Below are 16,704 nucleotides of genomic sequence, written 5' to 3'. Positions count from 1 at the left end.
CGCGAGCTGCGGAAGCGGGAGATCAGAAGCTGACGACGAGCTCGCCGCCGGCTGTGGCGTTGTTGCCCTCGAGGAGCTCGGGGACTTCGCGGTAGGCGTCCACGATGGCCCCGAGCGTGTAGGTATCCACGGGAACGTAGGTATCCGCGGGGACGAGGAGGCTCTCGCACTGGCCGACGCCGAGGCTCGGCACCCAGGCGCCTCCGGCGAGGAAGTCGGCCGTCGTGATCGTCGCGTCGGCCGACAGCCGGACCTCCACCATGGTGCCGTAGCTCGGGGCCGTCCCCTCGTTGCACACGGTGATCGAGGCGTTGAAGAGGCTGCCCTGCGTGGCGCTCGCCGGGCCGCTCACCGCCGAGACGACGAGATCGGGGCCATGGCCGATGGCCATCAGCTCGTCGGCGGCGACGTTGTTGGTCTCGATGAGCTCCTGGACCGGGCCGTTCAGGTCCACGATCGCGCCGAGGTGGTAGGCGCCGTCAGGAGCGTAGGCGCCGGCGGCCACGGTGATGTTCTCGCACTGGCCAGGGCTCAGCCCGGGGACCCAGCTGTTGCCGATATGGATATCGGACGGCGTGACCGTCCCGTCCGACGACAGCAGCACATCGACGCTCGTACCTCCGCTCGGGGTGGTGCCCTGGTTGCACACGGTGACGACGGCGTTGAAGCCGGTGCCCGGCGCGGCGGCCGATGGGCCGCTCACGGACGCAATGAGATCCGGCCGGTAGCCGACGCCGAACACGCTGCTTGCGTTCGTGTTGTTGGTCTCGATGAGCTCCTGCATCCAGCCGTTGGGGTCCACCGCGGCGGCGAGGCGATAGGCGCCGTCGGGCGCCGCAAGGTAGGCGGGGATCGTCACGACCGCGCACTGGCCGCGATCCAGGTACGGCACCGGCGCGCTTCCGGCGTAGAACCCGGTGCTCACCTCCTGGTCGCCGGCCGCCAGGCGCAGCTCCACGTCGGCGCCGTAGCTCGGCTGCGTGCCCTGGTTGCAGACGGTGACCGCGGCGTTGAAGCTGCTGCCCGGGAGGGCGCTGGGCGGGCCCGCCACCGCCGAGACGATGAGGTCCGGTCGATGGCCGACGCCGATCACGCTGCCCGCCGCGGCGTTGTTGGTCTCGATGAGCTCGGGAGTCCAGCCGTGCGGATCGACGATCGCGCCCAGGTGGTAGGCGCCTTCAGGCACGTAAGCGTTCGCCGGGAAGGTCACGGTGGCGCACTGGCCCGGCGCCAGGTAAGGCGCCGGCCCGTTGCCGGCCAGGAGGTCGGCCGTCGTGATGGTCGCATCCGACGAGAGGCGGAGCTCCACGTCGCCGCCGTAGCCCGGCTGCGTGCCCTGATTGCAGACGGTGACGGAGGCGTCGAATCCGCTGCCCGGCATGGCGCTGGGCGGGCCGCTGATAGCCGAGACGACGAGGTCCGGCTGGAAGCCCACGCCGATGAGGTCGCCCGAGGCGGCGTTGTTGGACTCGATCAGCTCTTCTTGCCAGTCGTACGCGTCGACGATCGCTCCGAGGTGGTAGGCGCCATCGGGAACATAGGCGCTCGCGAAGACGAGCACGGAGGTGCACTGCCCGGGCGCCAGGAAGGGGACCATACCGTGTCCTGCCGGTATGTCGTCGTGCGTGATCGTGGCGTCGGAGGACAGGTAGAGATCCACGTCGGCGCCGTAGCTCGGCTGCGTGCCCTGGTTGCAGACGGTGACGGAAGCGTCGAATCCGCTGCCCGGCATGGCGCTGGGCGGGCCGTCGACCGCGGAGACGATGAGGTCGGGCAAGTAGCCGACGCCGATCACGGCGCTCACCGCGGCGTTGTTCGTCTCGATGAGCTCGGGAATCCAGTTGTTCCGGTCGACGATCGCGCCCAGGTGGTAGGCGCCGTCGGACACGTACGCGCTCGCCGGGAAGGTCACGCTGGCGCACTGGCCCGGATCCAGGTACGGCACCGGACCGCTGCCAGCAGGGGAGTCGGCCATCGTGAGGGTCGCGTCGGCCGAGAGGAGCAGCTCCACCTGGGTGCCGTAGCTCGTCTGTGTGCCCTGGTTGCAGACCGTGACCGACGCGTCGAAGCTTCCGCCAGGGATCATGCTCGGCGGTCCGCTCACGGCGGAGACGACGAGATCCGGCGCGTAGCCGACGCCGATCACGCTGCCCGTCGCGGCGTTGTTCGTCTCGATGAGCTCGGCGATCGCGCCGTTCGGGTCCACGATCGCGCCGAGGTGATGCGCGCCGTCGGGCGCATAGGCGCTCGCGGGCACGGCGACGGAGGCGCACTGCCCGGGGCTCAGCCCGGGGACATAGCCGCTCCCGGCGTGGATGTCCGAGGGCGTGATCGCCCCATCGCCCGACAGGAGCAGCTCGACGTCGACGCCGTAGCTCTGGGTCGTGCCCTGATTGCAGACGGTGACGGCGGCGTTGAAGCTGCTGCCGGGCGTGATGCTCGACGGCCCGCTCACGGACGAGACGACGAGGTCGGGCCAATAGCCGACGCCGATCAGGTCGCCCGGCGTCGCGTTGTTGGTCTCGATCAGCTCGGGCTGCCAGCCGTGCGGATCGACGATCGCGCCGAGGTGATAGGCGCCGTCGGCCACGTAAACGCTGGCAGGGATCGTCACGGCCGCGCACTGGCCGGGATCCAGGTAAGGCGTCGGCGCGCTGCCCGCAGGCGCATCGGCCTGCGTGATCGCGGCGTCGGCGGACAGGCGCAGCTCCACCATGCTGGAGCCCGGGGTCGTGCCCTGGTTGCAGACGGTGACGGTGGCGCTGAAGCCGCTGCCCGGAAGGGCGCTGGGCGGGCCGCTCACGGAAGCGACGATGAAGTCAGGCCAGTAGCCGACGCCGATCAGATCGCCCGGCGCCGCGTTGTTGGTCTCGATGAGCTCGGGGACCCAGCCCTGCGGGTCGACGATCGCGCCGAGGTGGTAGGCACCCTCGGGCACATAAGCGTTCGCCGGAAAGGTCACGGTGGCGCACTGGCCGGGATCCAGGTACGGCACAGGACCGCTGCCGCCGGCGAGGAAGTCGGCCGTCGTGAGCGTCGCATCCGCGGAGAGGCGCAGCTCCACCTGGGCGCCGTAGCTCGTTTGCGTGCCCTGATTGCAGACGGTGACCGACGCGTCGAAGCCGCCGCCGGGGAAGACGCTCGGCGGCCCGCTCACGGCGGAGACGATGAGGTCCGGGCCATGGCCGACGCCGATCAGGCTGCCCGACGCGGCGTTGTTGGCCTCGTTCAGCTCCTCTTGCCAGTTGTACGGATCGACGATCGCGCCGAGGTGATAGGCGCCGTCTGGCACGTACGCGCTCGCAGGGATGGTCACCGCCGCGCATTGCCCGGGATCCAGGTACGGCGCCGGGGCGCCGCCGGCGGGCGGGTCGGTCCCCGTGATGTTGTCGTCGGCTGACAGGCGCAGCTCCACGGCGGCGCTGTAGCTCGGGGTCGTGCCCTGGTTGCAGACAGTGACGGTGGCACCGAAGGCGCTGCCCGGAAGGGCGCTCGGCGGGGCGCTCACCGAGGAGACGATGAGATCCGGCCGATGGCCGATGCCGATCACGTCGCCAGCTGCGGCGTTGTTGCTCTCGATGAGCTCGGGAACCCCGCCGTACCGATCGACGATCGCGCCCAGGTGGTAGGCGCCGTCAGGCGCGTAAGCGCCGACGTGGACCGTCCGCGTGGTGCACTGCCCCGGATCGAGGTACGGCACCAGCTCGCCGCCGATGGGCACGTCGTTCGCCGTGATGATCGCGTCCGAGGAGAGGTACAGTTCCACGTTGCTGCCATAGCTCGTCTGCGTGCCCTGGTTGCAGACGGTGACCGAGGCGTCGAACCAGGCGCCGGGCACCTGGCTCGGCGGCCCGCTCACGGCCGAGACGATGAGATCTGGGCCGTAGCCGACGCCGATCTCGCCCGCCAGCGCCGTGTTGTTGGTCTCCGAGAGCTCGATCACCTGGTCGAGCTGGTCCACCACGACGCCGAGCGTGTATGCGCCGTCGGGCACGGCGGCCGCGGTCTGGGCGCCGACCTCCACGCATTGCCCCGGGCCGAGGTACCCCAGCGGCGCATAGCCAACGGCGGGATCCGATGGTGTGATGATGTCGTCGTCCGACAGCCGCACCTCGACATGGGTGCCGTAGCTCGCCGAGTTGCCCTGGTTGCACACAGCGACAGACGTCGTGAAATAGCTGCCCGGCACGGCGCTCCCGGGCGCGCTCACGCTCGAGATGACGAGGTCGGGCTCGTCGCCTTTGAGCGCCCCGATCGCGGCCCCGATCGGCTCGGGATCGTCTGGGGGTCCGCTGGTCCCGCACCCCGCGGTCATCGCCAGCATGCCGAACACAAAGCACGCCCGTCGCACAAGAGATACTCTTAGGCTGAGCATAGAGAATCAGGAGAAGCTGGGGGCGCGTCCACGTCAAGGGGGTCGCAGGTTCTTGCCGGAGTTTCGCGGGATAAGGACGTTACGCCGTCACGAGGTGGGGGCGCCTCGCTTCCCCGGCGTCTTCCGTGACGTCTTCCGTTTCCGTGGCGCGCGCGCTGTGACCTTGCGCCTTGCGCCCACCGCCGGAACCTGAGAGAGGAGCATCATGAACGGGAAGGTCTGCATCGTTACCGGGGGCAACACGGGCATTGGCAAGGAGACGGCCCGCGGCCTCGCTCAGCGCGGCGCGAAGGTGGTGCTGGCGTGCCGCGACACCGCCAGAGGGGAGGCGGCGCGCGACGACATCGCCCGCTCCACCGGCCGCAAGGACGTGGAGGTGATCGCGCTGGATCTCGGGAGCAAGGCGAGCATCCGCGCCTTCGGGGAGCGCTTCCGCGCGGCGCACGAGCGCCTGGACGTCCTGGTGAACAACGCCGGGGTGTGGCGGAACTCGCGCGGCACGACCGAGGAGGGGCTCGAGGCGACGTTCGGGGTGAACCACGTGGGGACGTGGCTGCTCACGCAGGACCTCCTGCCGCTCCTGAAGAAGAGCGCGCCGTCGCGGGTCGTCGTCCTGTCCTCGAAGCTGCATTACCGCGGCCGGATGGACTGGGAGGACCTGCAGTTCGAGCGGCGGAAGTACGGCACGACCGCGGCGTACGCGCAGTCGAAGCTCGCGAACGTGCTCTTCACCAAGGCGCTGGCCCGACGGCTCGAGGGCACCGGCGTCACGGTCAACGCCGTCCATCCGGGCGTGGTCAGGACGGAGCTGATGCGCGATTATCCAAAGCTCCTTGTGAAGCTCTTCACCCTGTTCCTGCTCACGCCCGAGCAAGGGGCCGAGTGCTCGCTGCACGTGGCCACGGCGCCGGAGCTGGCCGGGGTGACGGGCGAATACTTCGAGAAGAGCCGTATCAAGCCGGCGGCGGCGGAGGCGCTCGACGAGGCCGCGCAGGAGCGGCTCTGGGCGCTGACCGAGGCGCTGGCGGCGTAGCGCCGCGCGGCGGCCCGCGTCGAGCGCGACGCTCGCAGAGCAGGCAAAGGCACCGTATGCTGCACGAACCCGAGCGCCACGAGGCATTGACGTCCGTCGCATGGGACGAGGGCGTCGCCCGCGATGCCATCGAGGACATCGTTCGCGACACCGAGGGGCGCTTCTCGGACGACGCATACTGGCCGCTGCACCCGAAGGACGTCGAGCCCGGCGACGACCCGAGCCAGCCGGCGCTGCCGCTCTACCACGGCGCTGCAGGCGTCATCTGGGCGCTGCGCTACCTGCATCAGGTGGGGGCGGCGCCGGGCGCGAGGCGCACCACCGAGCAGCTCGACGCGCTCTTGCTTCGCAACCGCGCATGGCTTGCCTCGATGCCGGGTGATGAGAGCGCCGCGTTCATGATGGGGGACACGCCCATCCTCCTGATGGCGCAGGGCGAGCGGCCCACCGACGAGCGAGCCGACCGGCTCGCGGCGCTCATCGAGGGCAACCTCGACCACCCGGCGCGCGAGCTGATGTGGGGGGCGCCCGGCACCATGCTGGCGGCGTCGTTCCTGCACGAGCGCTTCGGCGACGCGCGCTGGGCCGATCTCTTCCGCCGCACCGCCGCGCGCCTCTGGTCGCAGCTCCAGTGGTCCGACGAGCACGGCTGCCATTACTGGTCGCAGGACCTCTATGGCCGCCGGAGCGCCTATCTCGACGCCGTCCACGGGTTCGTCGCGACCGCGCGCGCGCTCCTCCACGGCCAGCGCCTGCTGGACGCGGGCGACTGGGCAGCCTGGGAGCAGGTCATCGCCACCACGATCGGGCGGACAGCCACGCGAGAAGGCAGAATGGCCAGCTGGCCGGCGCAGCTGGCTTTACAAGGCGATGCCCCGTACCCCCGGCTCATGCAGTTCTGCCATGGCGCGCCCGGCTTCGTCATCTGTCTTGCCGAACTCCGCGGCCCCACGCTCGACGAGCTCCTCTGGGCCGCCGGCGAGGCGACCTGGGCGGCCGGGCCGCTTTGCAAAGGCTCGAACCTTTGCCATGGCACGGGCGGAAACGGCTACGCCTTCCTCAAGCTCCACGCGCGCACGGGCGACGCGCTCTGGCTTCATCGCGCGCGCGCCTTCGCGATGCACGGCATCCTTCAGATGAAGGAGGACGCGCGCCGGTACGGACAGCTGCGCTACTCGCTCTGGACGGGCGATCTGGGGTTCGCGATCTACCTCTGGGACTGCATCCGGGCCAAACCAGCTTTCCCGACGCTCGATGTCTTCTATCCGCCCGCGTAGCGGAGCCCTGGAGGCGCTGGGGCCCTCGCCCGGCTCACGAGGCCTCAGGGGCAGCTCGGCCGCCACGCGTCGTCGGCGAAGTACCTGGCGATGAGATCGTGGAGCGGGCGATCGTAGTCACGCAGCTCGGCCCGGGTGTCGATCTCGTTGTGGATCCCGTTCGTGGGGATCGCCTCGGTGTTGGCGTCGAACCAGGACTGGACCCCCTCGGCCCAGTATTCGTCCTTGTTCGTCGCCGCGTAGGTGTTCTCCCATTTCCCGGCCTGGAGCGCGGCATCGAAGACGTCCTCGAGCTCCCTGTCGAACGTCGGCTCGACGAAGGCGATGCCCATGATCGCGACGGCGTGCGAGAACTCGTGCACCAGGATGTCCTCGCCGAGGTACGGATCGCTCGGATAACACAGGACGTTCTCCTCCGCGCAGGAGCTCGCGGGCCGGGCGGGGGTCGCGCCGAGGCCGCGGGCCCGCGTGTCCCAGTCCGTCCCCGGGAACGCCTCGTACAGGTCGCTGTGCTCGGGGATGTCGGTTGTCACCTCCGTCTCCGCCATCACGGCGACGCGCGTGTGGTTCTCGATCATCGCCTGACGCACGTCGTCCCGGTGGCCGAGCATGCGGACGACCACCGAGCACGCGCGCAGCAGCGCCGCGTCAGGCACCTTCTCGGAGCTGATGACGGGAATCCCGGCGGCGTCGATGTACTTCTTGTAAAAAGGGTCGAATCCCAGCTCGGGCGGCACCTCCGAGACGCTCCCGCACCCGCCCTCCGGCTCTCCTCCTCCGTCGCCGCCGCCGCCGCCGCCGGCCCCGGCGCCCGTCGCGGCGCTGGAGGTCGCGCCCTCGGCCGCGCTCGAGCTGGCCTCCGCGGCGCCGCCGGAGCCGCCGCTGCCGGCTGGACCCGCGCCGCCGCCGCCCGCGCCGCCCTCGTCGGCCGGCGACTCCGAACAGGCGGCCAGGGCGCAGGTGAGGAGAGCGATCCATGCATATCGACCATGCACGCTTTCACGCATGCGCGCGATGCTACAGGAGCTCAGGCCAGCATCCAAGTCACGCGCCGGCTGAATGGGCAGTTGACCGTGCGCGCCGGCACAACCCCCTGGCGGTGACGGCGCAGGGGCTGGCACAGCCCGGCGCACGGCGGGCCAGGCGGTGTGGCCGGGCGGCTTCGTTCCATGCGTTTTCTGCGATGGGCCAGGCGCCGGTGCGTGCGGCACGCTGCGTGCTGACGCTGACGCTGACGCAGCGGGCATGATGGGGCGGGCATGACGGAGCAGGCACGACGGGAGCACACATGACGGAGCGCTCACCCAGCAATCACCACGTTCATCCTTTGTCCCAGCCGCGCGTGGGTGCGGCCCTCTTGTCGCTCGCCCTTGGCGTCGGCTGCTCGGGCGAGACCCAGCTCCCGACGGAGGAGCACCCACCGAAGCCGGAGGTGTGCGACTTCGAGCTTCCTGTGGCCGCCGCGCCCGCGCTGAGCGGCGATCTCCGCATCAACGAGGTGATGACGGGCAACGACGGCGCCTGGGTCGATGAGGTCGGCGAGACGGACGACTTCATCGAGCTGATAAACATCGGCCAGCGCGCGCTCGACCTCGGGGAGTTCTCGCTGAGCGACAAGTCCGGCAAGGCGGCGCCGCTGCCCCGGATGACGATCGAGCCGGGGCGAGGGGTGCTGCTCTGGGCCGACGACACGCCGGAGCAGGGCCCGCTGCACCTGCCGTTCAAGCTCTCGAACTCGGGCGCGCGCGTGGCGCTGTGGTCGGCGTCGTGCCAGCTCGCCGACCTGGTGAATGTGCCGGAGCTGCCGCGGTCCGAGAGCTACGCGCGCTTGCCCGACGGCACGGGCGAGCTGTCGATCTGCCGCTATGCCACGCCCGACCGGGAGAACGGCGAGACCTGCGGCCCGCCGGATCCACCGAACCTCGACGACAGCATCCGCTTCGCGCCTTTCGAGTGGCCCGAGCCGTTCCCGGCCATCGCCGGGCCGCTGGTCATCTCCGAGCTCTCGCTGCGGCCCGCGGGGTTCGTCGAGGTGCTGAACGCGAGCGGCGCGCCCGTCGCGCTCGACGGCTTCGCGCTGCGCCTCGCGGCGCTCTCTCCGGGGCAAGCGCTCCCCGGCGCCGATGCGGGCGTGCTGCTCGCGTGGCCCGAGCCGTCCGCCACGCTCGCGCCCGGGGAGCGGGTGAGCGTCCCGGTGAGCGCGAGCGAGACGGCCGACCTCGAGGCCTCGCCCGAGTTCGAGGGCGTGGCGACGCTGTGGCGCGAGGACACGCCGGAGCCGAGCGATCGCGTCGATTTCATGGCCTGGCCCGAAGGCGCGTCGCTGGCCCGCGTGCCCGACGCCACCGGGGCGCCGCGCTTCTGCGGGGCTGCGAGCCCCGGCGCCGCGAACGAGGGCTGCGCCGAGCTCCCTGGGCGCGAGCTCGCGAGCGGGCGCGCGCACCGGCTGGAGACGGCCGCGGACTTCGCCGAGCTGGCCGAGGGCGGCACCGCGGTCGGCGAGCTCGGCGTCAAGTTCGTGGTCGACATGGCAGCGAACGACACGGTGCACCTCCTGAGCACGCGCCAGTGGGCGCTCCACTACACCTGGGTCCGCGAGCAGATCCGGAAGGAGCCGCACCTCGATCGCTGCGACCCCGAGCAAGCCGCGGAGTTCAACGTCGGCTGGGGGTTGTTCAGCCAGACCGAGTACTTCCGGTCCGAGGGCCGCCGCTACCTCCTCGGCACCCTTGTCGAGCACACCAACGGCGCCAGGACCGTCGAGTTCTCGCCCGGCGACCAGATCGTCGGCGAGCAGATGCGGCGCGCGTTCTTCGCGGCCATGAAGGCGGTGCCCGACCCGGAGGCGTGGGCGATACGGCCCACCGAAGGGCGCCAGATCATCGAGCTGCGGAAGATCGAAGGGACCGCGCCCATCGTGGGGCCGAACGCGCCGTACAAGGGGCTCACGTACCAGTCGCTCAACCCGGCCGAGGGCTTTGGCACGCTGACGTTCGTCCCGGCGCGCGATCTGGAGTCGGCCGAGCTCGGACCGAACGTGATCGTGGTGACCGACGACGTGCCGAACGAGACCGCGTTCATGGGCGGCCTCATCACAGAAGCGTTCCAGACGCCGCTGGCGCACGTGAACGTGCTGGCGCGCGGCCGGGGCACGCCGAACATGGCCCTGCGCGGCGCGCGCGACGACGAGCGCCTCAAGGCCCTGTTTGGCAAGCTGGTGCGGCTCGAGGTGCGCGCGTCGGACTTCGACATCCGCGAGGCCACCGCGCAGGAGGCGGACGCTTACTGGGAGAAGCGCAAGCCGACCGGCGAGCGGCTGTCGCCGGCGCTCGACCTCTCCGTGCGCGGGATCGTGCCGCTCGACGCCGCGGGCTACGCCATGGGCGACAGCATCGGCTCCAAGGCGGCAGGCATGGCCGAGCTGTACCGCGTGAGCGGCGTGGGGCAGTATTGCCCGCTCGACCTGCTGCCGCTGTACGTGCCGCCCGCCGCGTTCGCGATCCCGTTCTCGCACTACATGGACCATTTCGAGGCGAGCGGCGCGGCGGAGCTCCTGGCCGAGCTCGAGCAGGATCCCGAGTTCCGCGCCGATCCGCACGCGCACGCCGAGGGCCTGGCCGAGGTGCGGGCGCGGATGCTTGCGCACCCGGTGGACCCCGCGATCCTGCGCGAGGTCACGGGCGCGATCAAACAGCGCTTCGGCGGCGACCGCGTGCGCCTGCGCAGCAGCAGCAACACCGAGGATCTCGCGACCTTCAACGGCGCGGGCCTGCACACGTCGACGAGCGGCGACCTGGACGCCGAGTCGAGCTCCATCGAGGACGCGCTGCGCACGGTCTGGTCGAGCCTGTGGAACACGCGCGCTTACGACGAGCGCGAGTTCGGCCACGTCGACCAGGCGCGCGCGGCCATGGCCGTGCTGGTGCACCAGGCCTGGCAATCGGAGCGCGCGCAGGGCGTGGCCATCAGCCGCAACGCGCTCGACGCCACCCGCGACAGCCAGTACTACATCAACGCGCAGATCGGGGAAGCCTCGGTCACCAACCCCGCGCCCGGCGTGACCAGCGACGAGATCGTGTACACGCCGCCGCCTCGCACGATCAAGGCGGAGTACCACACGCGCTCGAGCCTGTCGCGCGGGCGCGACGTGCTGTCGTTCCCGGAGATCCAGCGGCTCGGGTGCGTGCTCGAGTCCGTCCACGCTCATTACCGGCCGCTGGTGGACCCGAAGGGGGAAAACCACCTCTACGCGATGCAGATCGAATGGAAGCTGATCGGCCCGGAGCGCCGGCTGCTGGTCAAGCAGGCGCGGCCCTACAGCTTCGGCACGCTGGACGCGCCCGGCGACTGCCGCGAATACTAGACGCGACGCCTCCCTCTCATTGGAGGAAAACCGTGATCGGCTGGAGGCTCATGGTGGCCCAGCGGTTCGCCGGATCCGTGAAACAGGAACGGTGATAGATGCCGTTCTTGGGGGCGATGGGTTCGCAATAGGTGTCACACGGGCCGAGAAGCTGGATCGCGCCGCACGGCTGGATGGATCCGGTCGTCGCGTCGATGTGGCCGGCGGCGCAGTCACGGAGGGCCGCGCGTGAGCCCGCATCGTTCTCTGGAACATGGCAGGCATAGAGCGCCGGCGAGCTCCCGTAGATGTTGCCCCAGAATGCACCCTCCTCCCTCGTGAACGCGAACAGCTCCGGGGTGTTTTGTTTGTTGATCGCCTTGGTGGGTCCACGCGAGGAGAGCATGACGGGGACCCTGTAGTAGTTGGTACGCGCCGCGAGGCACGCCGAGACCCAGTGCTGATCTTCACCACCCAGCGGGGACCACGCCCAGCTCCTGGCGAGCCCGAGCACGCCTGTGTAGATTTCGTCGTGATAGACACCAGAGGCGTCGAACCAGCCGAAGCGGAATGACTGCGAGCTATCGAGAGCGCATTCGACGGCGTACCTCAGGTGCTCGCGTGAGAGGGCGCCGTTCGGCCCGGGGTCCAGGATCGCGGTCAGCGCCTGCGAGCCAAGGGCGACGAAGCTCAAGGCGCCGACAGCCAGCCCGTTGGGGTTCAGGGCGTTGGGATTGAGCGCGTTGGGGTTCAGCGCATTGCCGGCCTCCAGCGCGCTCGGCGCCTCGCCCAAGGGTGCTTCCAGCCACTCTCCGCCCTCGCCGCATCCGGTTCCGGCCAGAACGATGAGCGGTATGAGACCTACCATGGAATTTCGAGCCATATCAGTCCCCGCTGAAAGGCTGCAATTCTGGTAATAGTGGCAGAATTTGCCGGTGCTGTCGAGCGAGCCGACGAAGTATTGACGTGACGTCCGACGGACAGACGTCTGGATCGTGAGGGGGACTTCGATGGCAGGCGCTGTTCCGCCCCTGGCCGATGTCGGATATGTCATTGGCGGCGAGGAGATCGAGTGGCCCTCGGTGCGGCGGCGCCTCAGCGCTTCCGCAGGCACGTGCGGAGTTCGACGGAGACGGCCGCGAGGAGGATGCCTTTGATGAGCTGCTGTCGGCGGGGGACATCTCGAGGACGCCAGGGCCCTAGTCGAGGACCTCGAAGAGGAGCGCTCCGGTCAGGCGGCCGCCGGCGGTCCCGAGGCCGCCTGACGTCGGGGCGCCTCCGATCACGCACGCCGCGAAGGCGTCGAGCCCGTACGTCGGGCCATCGTCGAGTCGAGCGTTTACAGGCGCGCCGCCGACCGTTAGCTTCGCGAGCAGCGAGGTGCCCATGTCCACATCTGTCCAAGGTCAATACTCCAACCAATCCCTCACCCCCGTGCGCTGGGGCGTCCTCGGGGCGAGCACCTTCGCGTTGACGGTCAGCCTACCCGGCATGAAGCGGGGGCCCCTGACCCAGCTCACCGCGCTGGCGTCGCGTGACTCCGGCAAGGCGCGCGACGCCGCGCGGTCGCTCGGGATCCCGAAGGCGTACGGCAGCTACGATGAGCTGCTCGAGGATCCGGAGATCGATGCCGTCTACAACCCGCTGCCCAACCACCTGCACGTGAAGTGGACGGCGCGCGCGGCCCGCGCCGGCAAGCACGTCCTGTGCGAGAAGCCGATCGCGCTCAGCGCCAAGGACGCCGAGGCGCTGGTCGACGTCCAGCGCGAGACGGGCAAGCTGATCGCCGAGGCGTTCATGATCCGCAACCACCCGCAGTGGCAGCAGGCCAGGGACTGGGTGAGAGGCGGCCAGATAGGCGACCTTGTCAGCGTCCAGACGGCGTTCTCGTACTTCAACCGCGACGCCGCCAACATCCGCAACAAGAAGGAAGTCGGGGGCGGCGCGCTCTACGACATCGGCTGCTACGCGCTGAACACGTCGCGCTTCCTGTTCGGACGGGAGCCCGTGCGGGCCATCGCGCTCGTCGAGCGCGATCCCGAGTTCGGCACCGATCGCTTGACCTCGGGCCTGCTCGACTACGGCGGCGCGCACCTGACGTTCACGTGCAGCACGCAGGCGGCGGCCTACCAGCGCGTGAACGCGCTCGGTACCAGGGGCCGCATCGAGATCGAGATCCCGTTCAACGCCCCCGCCGACCAGCCGTGCAAGGTCTTCCTCGATGACGGCTCGACGCTGAACGGCAGCTCGGCCAGGGTCACCTCGTTCCCCGCCGTCGACCAGTACCACCTGCAGAGCGAGGCGTTCTCGCGCGCCATCCGCACGGGCGGCCCGGTCGAGAACTCAATTGAGGTCGCTGTGGGCAACATGCGGGTCATCGACGCGCTCTTCCGTTCCGTCGAGAGCGGGCACTGGGAGAGGGTCTAGCGGCGTGCTGCGCCCGGCGTCGCCGAGCCAGGCGGTCACCAACGTTTGCTGCGCCCACGGCGGCGACAGCGGCGAGGGGGGCGAAGGCGGCAGCGGCGGCGACCCCGGCGACGGCGAAGGCGGGTCCAGGCCCGACGGCCGAACAGCGCCTTGACGGCTGCGCCGCCGTCGAGGCCGAGCTGGTCCTGCGCACGAGCACCGCCCAGATCTCCCCGGAAACCCACGAGCTCGCACGAGCCGGGCTCGTAGGACGGCTCATGCGGGCGCCTCGGCCGGCCGCCGCTACGCACCCCTCCGGATCGACGACATCCGCGCGCCGTCCATTTCGATTGACACCAGCCATGTGAACGTTCACATTTGGCCCCGTCATTCTTTCGCGTCGTCTCGGATAGGTGCGTCATGCGCACCAGGCCTTTCTCTTCATGCGCGTTCACCCTGCCGGTCGGGCTGCTGGCTCCAGGTGAGGCGCATGCAGGGGGAGGAGCGTGCCGGCTCACCCGCTCGGTTGGCATCGCTGCTTCGCAACATACCGCTGCTTCGCGAGGCCCCAGCAGCGCTTCCGGCAGCATCGCTGCGGGTCGGTTCCTTCCTGAGTTGATGTGATCTGGAAGCGGCGCTGTGTTCCGCGTCGGCGGCCGGCTCACCTTGCGTTCGAGGCAAAAAATCATGCGTGAGAGTCACGATCCCACCGTTCGTCACGTCAAGCTGCTGGTCGCCGCATCACTCACGGCGTTCGCTGGGTTGGCTGCTTGTTCGTCGGACGGAGCGAGCCCCAACCTGGCTGGTGGCAGCAGCTCGGCCGGCGGCGGCGCAACCGGCGGAGCCGACGCAACCGGCGGAGCCGACGCCACTGAAGGAGCCGGAGGGGCGGTAGCCGACGGGGGCGGCGGCAGCTCGGGCGCGATGGCCGGCGGCGGAGCGGCCGGCGACGGCGAGGTTCCGGACGAGACCGGGACGCGGCAAGCGGCGTACTACGTGTCGCCTTCCGGTAGCGACGACAATCCAGGCACGGCCAGCGCGCCGTTCAAGACGGTCGCCAAGGCGCGCGACGTCGTCCGCACCGTCAACGCCGACATGACCGGTGACATCTACGTTTACCTCCGAGCTGGCACGTACAGCCTCACCGAAGCCATCGCCTTCACGCCATCGGACTCGGGCACGAACGGCCATCGCATCCACTATCAGGCTTACCCCGGGGAAAAGCCCGTTTTGAACGGCGCGACGAAGGTGACCGGATGGACGCCGGACGCAGGCAATATCTACAAGGCGAAGCTGGACCGAACGACGAAGCTGCGCAACCTGTACGTGAACGATGCGCGTGCCCTGATGACGAGCAAGCGGGTCACGTCGCGCGGAGGGGTCGGGACGTACAGCGTGACGGCCGGGCAACACAGCTGGGCCTGGGCGAGCGGCAGCGCGAGTGACGGCGCCAAGTACGATATCGACGCGGTGCCCGCCATCGCCAGCAACAAAGACGACCTCGAGATCGTGAACGGCACCACTTGGAACGAGAATATCGTTTGCGTTCGCGATGTCACCACCACACCGGACAACCGCCGCGCGCTGCTCTTTCAACAGCCCTACGGCGCCATCGCGCAAACCCCCGGCTGGAATTCGGGCTTCAGCGTCTCCGGTACCCACACAATTTACAACGCGCGCGAGTTCTTCAGCTCGCCCGGTCAGTTCTATTTCGATAAGACGACCGGCACCCTCTACTACTACCCGCGGCAGGGCGAGGACATGGCTCAAGCCGACGTGCAGGCGCCGATCGCAGAAAAGCTGATCGACATCGCCGGCGCCTCCACCGCCAGCCGCGTCAAAAATCTCACCTTCCAGGGCATCACCTTCGCCAACACCGACTACAACCTGTACAGCGTGGACGAGTCTCGCGGCAAAGCGACGGTACAGGGCGCCACCGTCTACGTCGCCTACGGCGACGGCAACTGGCACAACAGCAAGTACGAGATCATCGACACGCTGCCCGGGATGATCACGGTCAACAACGCCGACTCGATCGACTTCATCGGCAACGTGGTGAAGCACAGCGGTAATGAGGGCATTTCCTTCATCAACGACGTCGTGAATTCCAGCATCCTCGGCAACTACATCACCGACATGGCCGGCAGCGGCATCACGGTCGGCCACCCGCAGCACGTGTACGTGGGCGACACCGGCCCGCACAACAGGTTCGGCTCGGGTGTCGAAGGCATCTGTAAAAACGACACCATCAGCAACAACCTGCTGTACGACGTGAGCTCACTGCCGGGCTTCGGTGGCCATTCGGGCATCACCGCGTTCTTCGTCGATGGCCTGAAGATCACCTACAACCAGATCCAGAAGACGGCCTACAACGGCATCAACCTGGGCTGGGGCTGGCGGAACTTCCCCGACTCGACCACCTGCAAAGACAACGCGATCAACAACAATCGCTTCATCGATACCTTGAGCAGGCTGCACGACAGCGGCGCGATCTATACGCTAGGTCAGATGCCTGGCACGACCATCAACGAGAACTACGTCAAGGGCATTCCGCCCGCGACGAGCGGCCCCACGTACGGCCTGCACAACGACGAGGGCAGCGCGTACATCACGCAGAACGACAACGTGCTCGACATCGACCCCGGCGTAAAATACACGATCAATTGCGAGGATTTCGGGGCCAAGCACCATCTCACCATCCTGAGGACGTACGCCACCGTGAACAAGATGGGCGTCAACCCGCCCGATAGCAGGATCGACCCGCCGGTCGCGGTGCCGGACAACATGTGGCCGGCGTCGCAATACGATATCTGCTTGAGCTCCGGCGTCCAGGAAGAGCACCGGGGCATCGTTCCCAGCAGCCTGCTCGCGGTCCAAGACTACGTGTTCCCGGCGAGCGCCTCGGTGGCATCCGGCACCAAGACAATCAAGATCAGGAGCACCGGCGCGGCGACCAACGCTGTCTGGCTCGCGCCGGCCGGCACCGGCTCGTTCACGGAGGGCGTGACGATGACGAAGGCGGCGGGAGACGCTACGTCCATCGCCGTGCCGGCCAGCGCCGGAACGTACAAGCTGTATGTCGTCGATGCGCAGGGCGAAAAGCTCGGAGAATCGGCGGCGCAGCTGCGGGTGCGCTGACGCGCCGCGGTGTGGGCGGCGCGGGCGGCAACAGGGCTGACGCCAGCGTCTGGAGTTCTAGGAGGCCGGAGAGCGCGGTGGCCAGGTTGTGCGTGTGCACGTGGTCGTTGGGTTGGATGTCCACGGTCGCCCG

The 16,704-nt window shown here is 69.1% G+C and carries 9 protein-coding genes; 5 read left to right on the top strand and 4 right to left on the bottom strand.

Annotation, left to right across the window (positions count from 1 at the left end; all coding sequences use genetic code 11):
- Window positions 1–22 precede the first annotated feature (22 nt).
- Window positions 23–4,324: a CARDB domain-containing protein gene (locus WMF19_RS30665; RefSeq protein WP_437893623.1), complete on the bottom strand. Its 4,302-nt coding sequence runs from the start codon at window positions 4,322–4,324 to the stop codon at window positions 23–25.
- 256 nt (window positions 4,325–4,580) lie between these two features.
- On the opposite strand from WMF19_RS30665, the gene WMF19_RS30660 reads away from it, so the two are divergent.
- Window positions 4,581–5,408 (top strand): SDR family oxidoreductase, encoded by an 828-nt coding sequence (locus tag WMF19_RS30660; protein WP_437893622.1) that lies wholly within the window; start codon window positions 4,581–4,583, stop codon window positions 5,406–5,408.
- 56 nt (window positions 5,409–5,464) lie between these two features.
- The gene (locus WMF19_RS30655; protein ID WP_437893621.1) at window positions 5,465–6,685 is read left to right on the top strand and encodes a lanthionine synthetase C family protein; all 1,221 of its coding nucleotides are present in this window, start codon (window positions 5,465–5,467) and stop codon (window positions 6,683–6,685) included.
- 44 nt (window positions 6,686–6,729) lie between these two features.
- Here the strand turns inward: WMF19_RS30655 and WMF19_RS30650 are convergent, their stop codons facing one another.
- Window positions 6,730–7,692 carry a hypothetical protein gene (locus tag WMF19_RS30650; protein ID WP_437893620.1) on the bottom strand — a complete coding sequence of 321 codons (963 nt, stop codon included), beginning with the start codon at window positions 7,690–7,692 and terminating at the stop codon, window positions 6,730–6,732.
- Window positions 7,693–8,042: 350 nt separating this feature from the next.
- Between WMF19_RS30650 and WMF19_RS30645 the strand changes: the two genes are divergently transcribed.
- Window positions 8,043–11,048: a PEP/pyruvate-binding domain-containing protein gene (locus WMF19_RS30645; protein ID WP_437893619.1), complete on the top strand. Its 3,006-nt coding sequence runs from the start codon at window positions 8,043–8,045 to the stop codon at window positions 11,046–11,048.
- 16 nt (window positions 11,049–11,064) lie between these two features.
- Here WMF19_RS30645 and WMF19_RS30640 read toward each other — a convergent pair whose 3' ends face one another.
- Both WMF19_RS30640 and WMF19_RS30635 read right to left on the bottom strand, forming a co-directional pair.
- Window positions 11,065–12,141, bottom strand: a complete 1,077-nt coding sequence (locus WMF19_RS30640) for a hypothetical protein (protein WP_437893618.1) — start codon at window positions 12,139–12,141, stop codon at window positions 11,065–11,067.
- Window positions 12,142–12,226: 85 nt separating this feature from the next.
- Window positions 12,227–12,415 carry a hypothetical protein gene (locus tag WMF19_RS30635; RefSeq protein WP_437893617.1) on the bottom strand — a complete coding sequence of 63 codons (189 nt, stop codon included), beginning with the start codon at window positions 12,413–12,415 and terminating at the stop codon, window positions 12,227–12,229.
- Between WMF19_RS30635 and WMF19_RS30630 the strand changes: the two genes are divergently transcribed.
- Both WMF19_RS30630 and WMF19_RS30625 read left to right on the top strand, forming a co-directional pair.
- Window positions 12,414–13,454, top strand: coding sequence for a Gfo/Idh/MocA family protein (locus tag WMF19_RS30630; protein WP_437893616.1), 1,041 nt, complete (start codon window positions 12,414–12,416; stop codon window positions 13,452–13,454). The two genes, WMF19_RS30635 and WMF19_RS30630, sit on opposite strands and share 2 nt — an antisense overlap.
- A gap of 666 nt (window positions 13,455–14,120) precedes the next feature.
- Window positions 14,121–16,571, top strand: coding sequence for a right-handed parallel beta-helix repeat-containing protein (locus tag WMF19_RS30625; protein ID WP_437893615.1), 2,451 nt, complete (start codon window positions 14,121–14,123; stop codon window positions 16,569–16,571).
- The last annotated feature ends 133 nt before the right edge of the window (window positions 16,572–16,704 follow it).

The organism is Sorangium sp. So ce124, from assembly GCF_051525235.1.
GTDB lineage: Bacteria > Myxococcota_A > Polyangia > Polyangiales > Polyangiaceae > Sorangium > Sorangium atrum.
This window is presented reverse-complemented; position numbering and strand designations above follow the sequence as displayed.

Excerpts from the sequence above, each read along its gene's own strand:
- WMF19_RS30635 (WP_437893617.1), bottom strand. The coding sequence starts at position 12,415 with ATGGGCACCTCGCTGCTCGCGAAGCTAACGGTCGGCGGCGCGCCTGTA.
- WMF19_RS30665 (WP_437893623.1), bottom strand. The coding sequence starts at position 4,324 with ATGCTGGCGATGACCGCGGGGTGCGGGACCAGCGGACCCCCAGACGAT.
- WMF19_RS30655 (WP_437893621.1), top strand. The coding sequence starts at position 5,465 with ATGCTGCACGAACCCGAGCGCCACGAGGCATTGACGTCCGTCGCATGG.
- WMF19_RS30625 (WP_437893615.1), top strand. The coding sequence starts at position 14,121 with ATGCGTGAGAGTCACGATCCCACCGTTCGTCACGTCAAGCTGCTGGTC.
- WMF19_RS30630 (WP_437893616.1), top strand. The coding sequence starts at position 12,414 with ATGTCCACATCTGTCCAAGGTCAATACTCCAACCAATCCCTCACCCCC.
- WMF19_RS30660 (WP_437893622.1), top strand. The coding sequence starts at position 4,581 with ATGAACGGGAAGGTCTGCATCGTTACCGGGGGCAACACGGGCATTGGC.
- WMF19_RS30650 (WP_437893620.1), bottom strand. The coding sequence starts at position 7,692 with ATGCGTGAAAGCGTGCATGGTCGATATGCATGGATCGCTCTCCTCACC.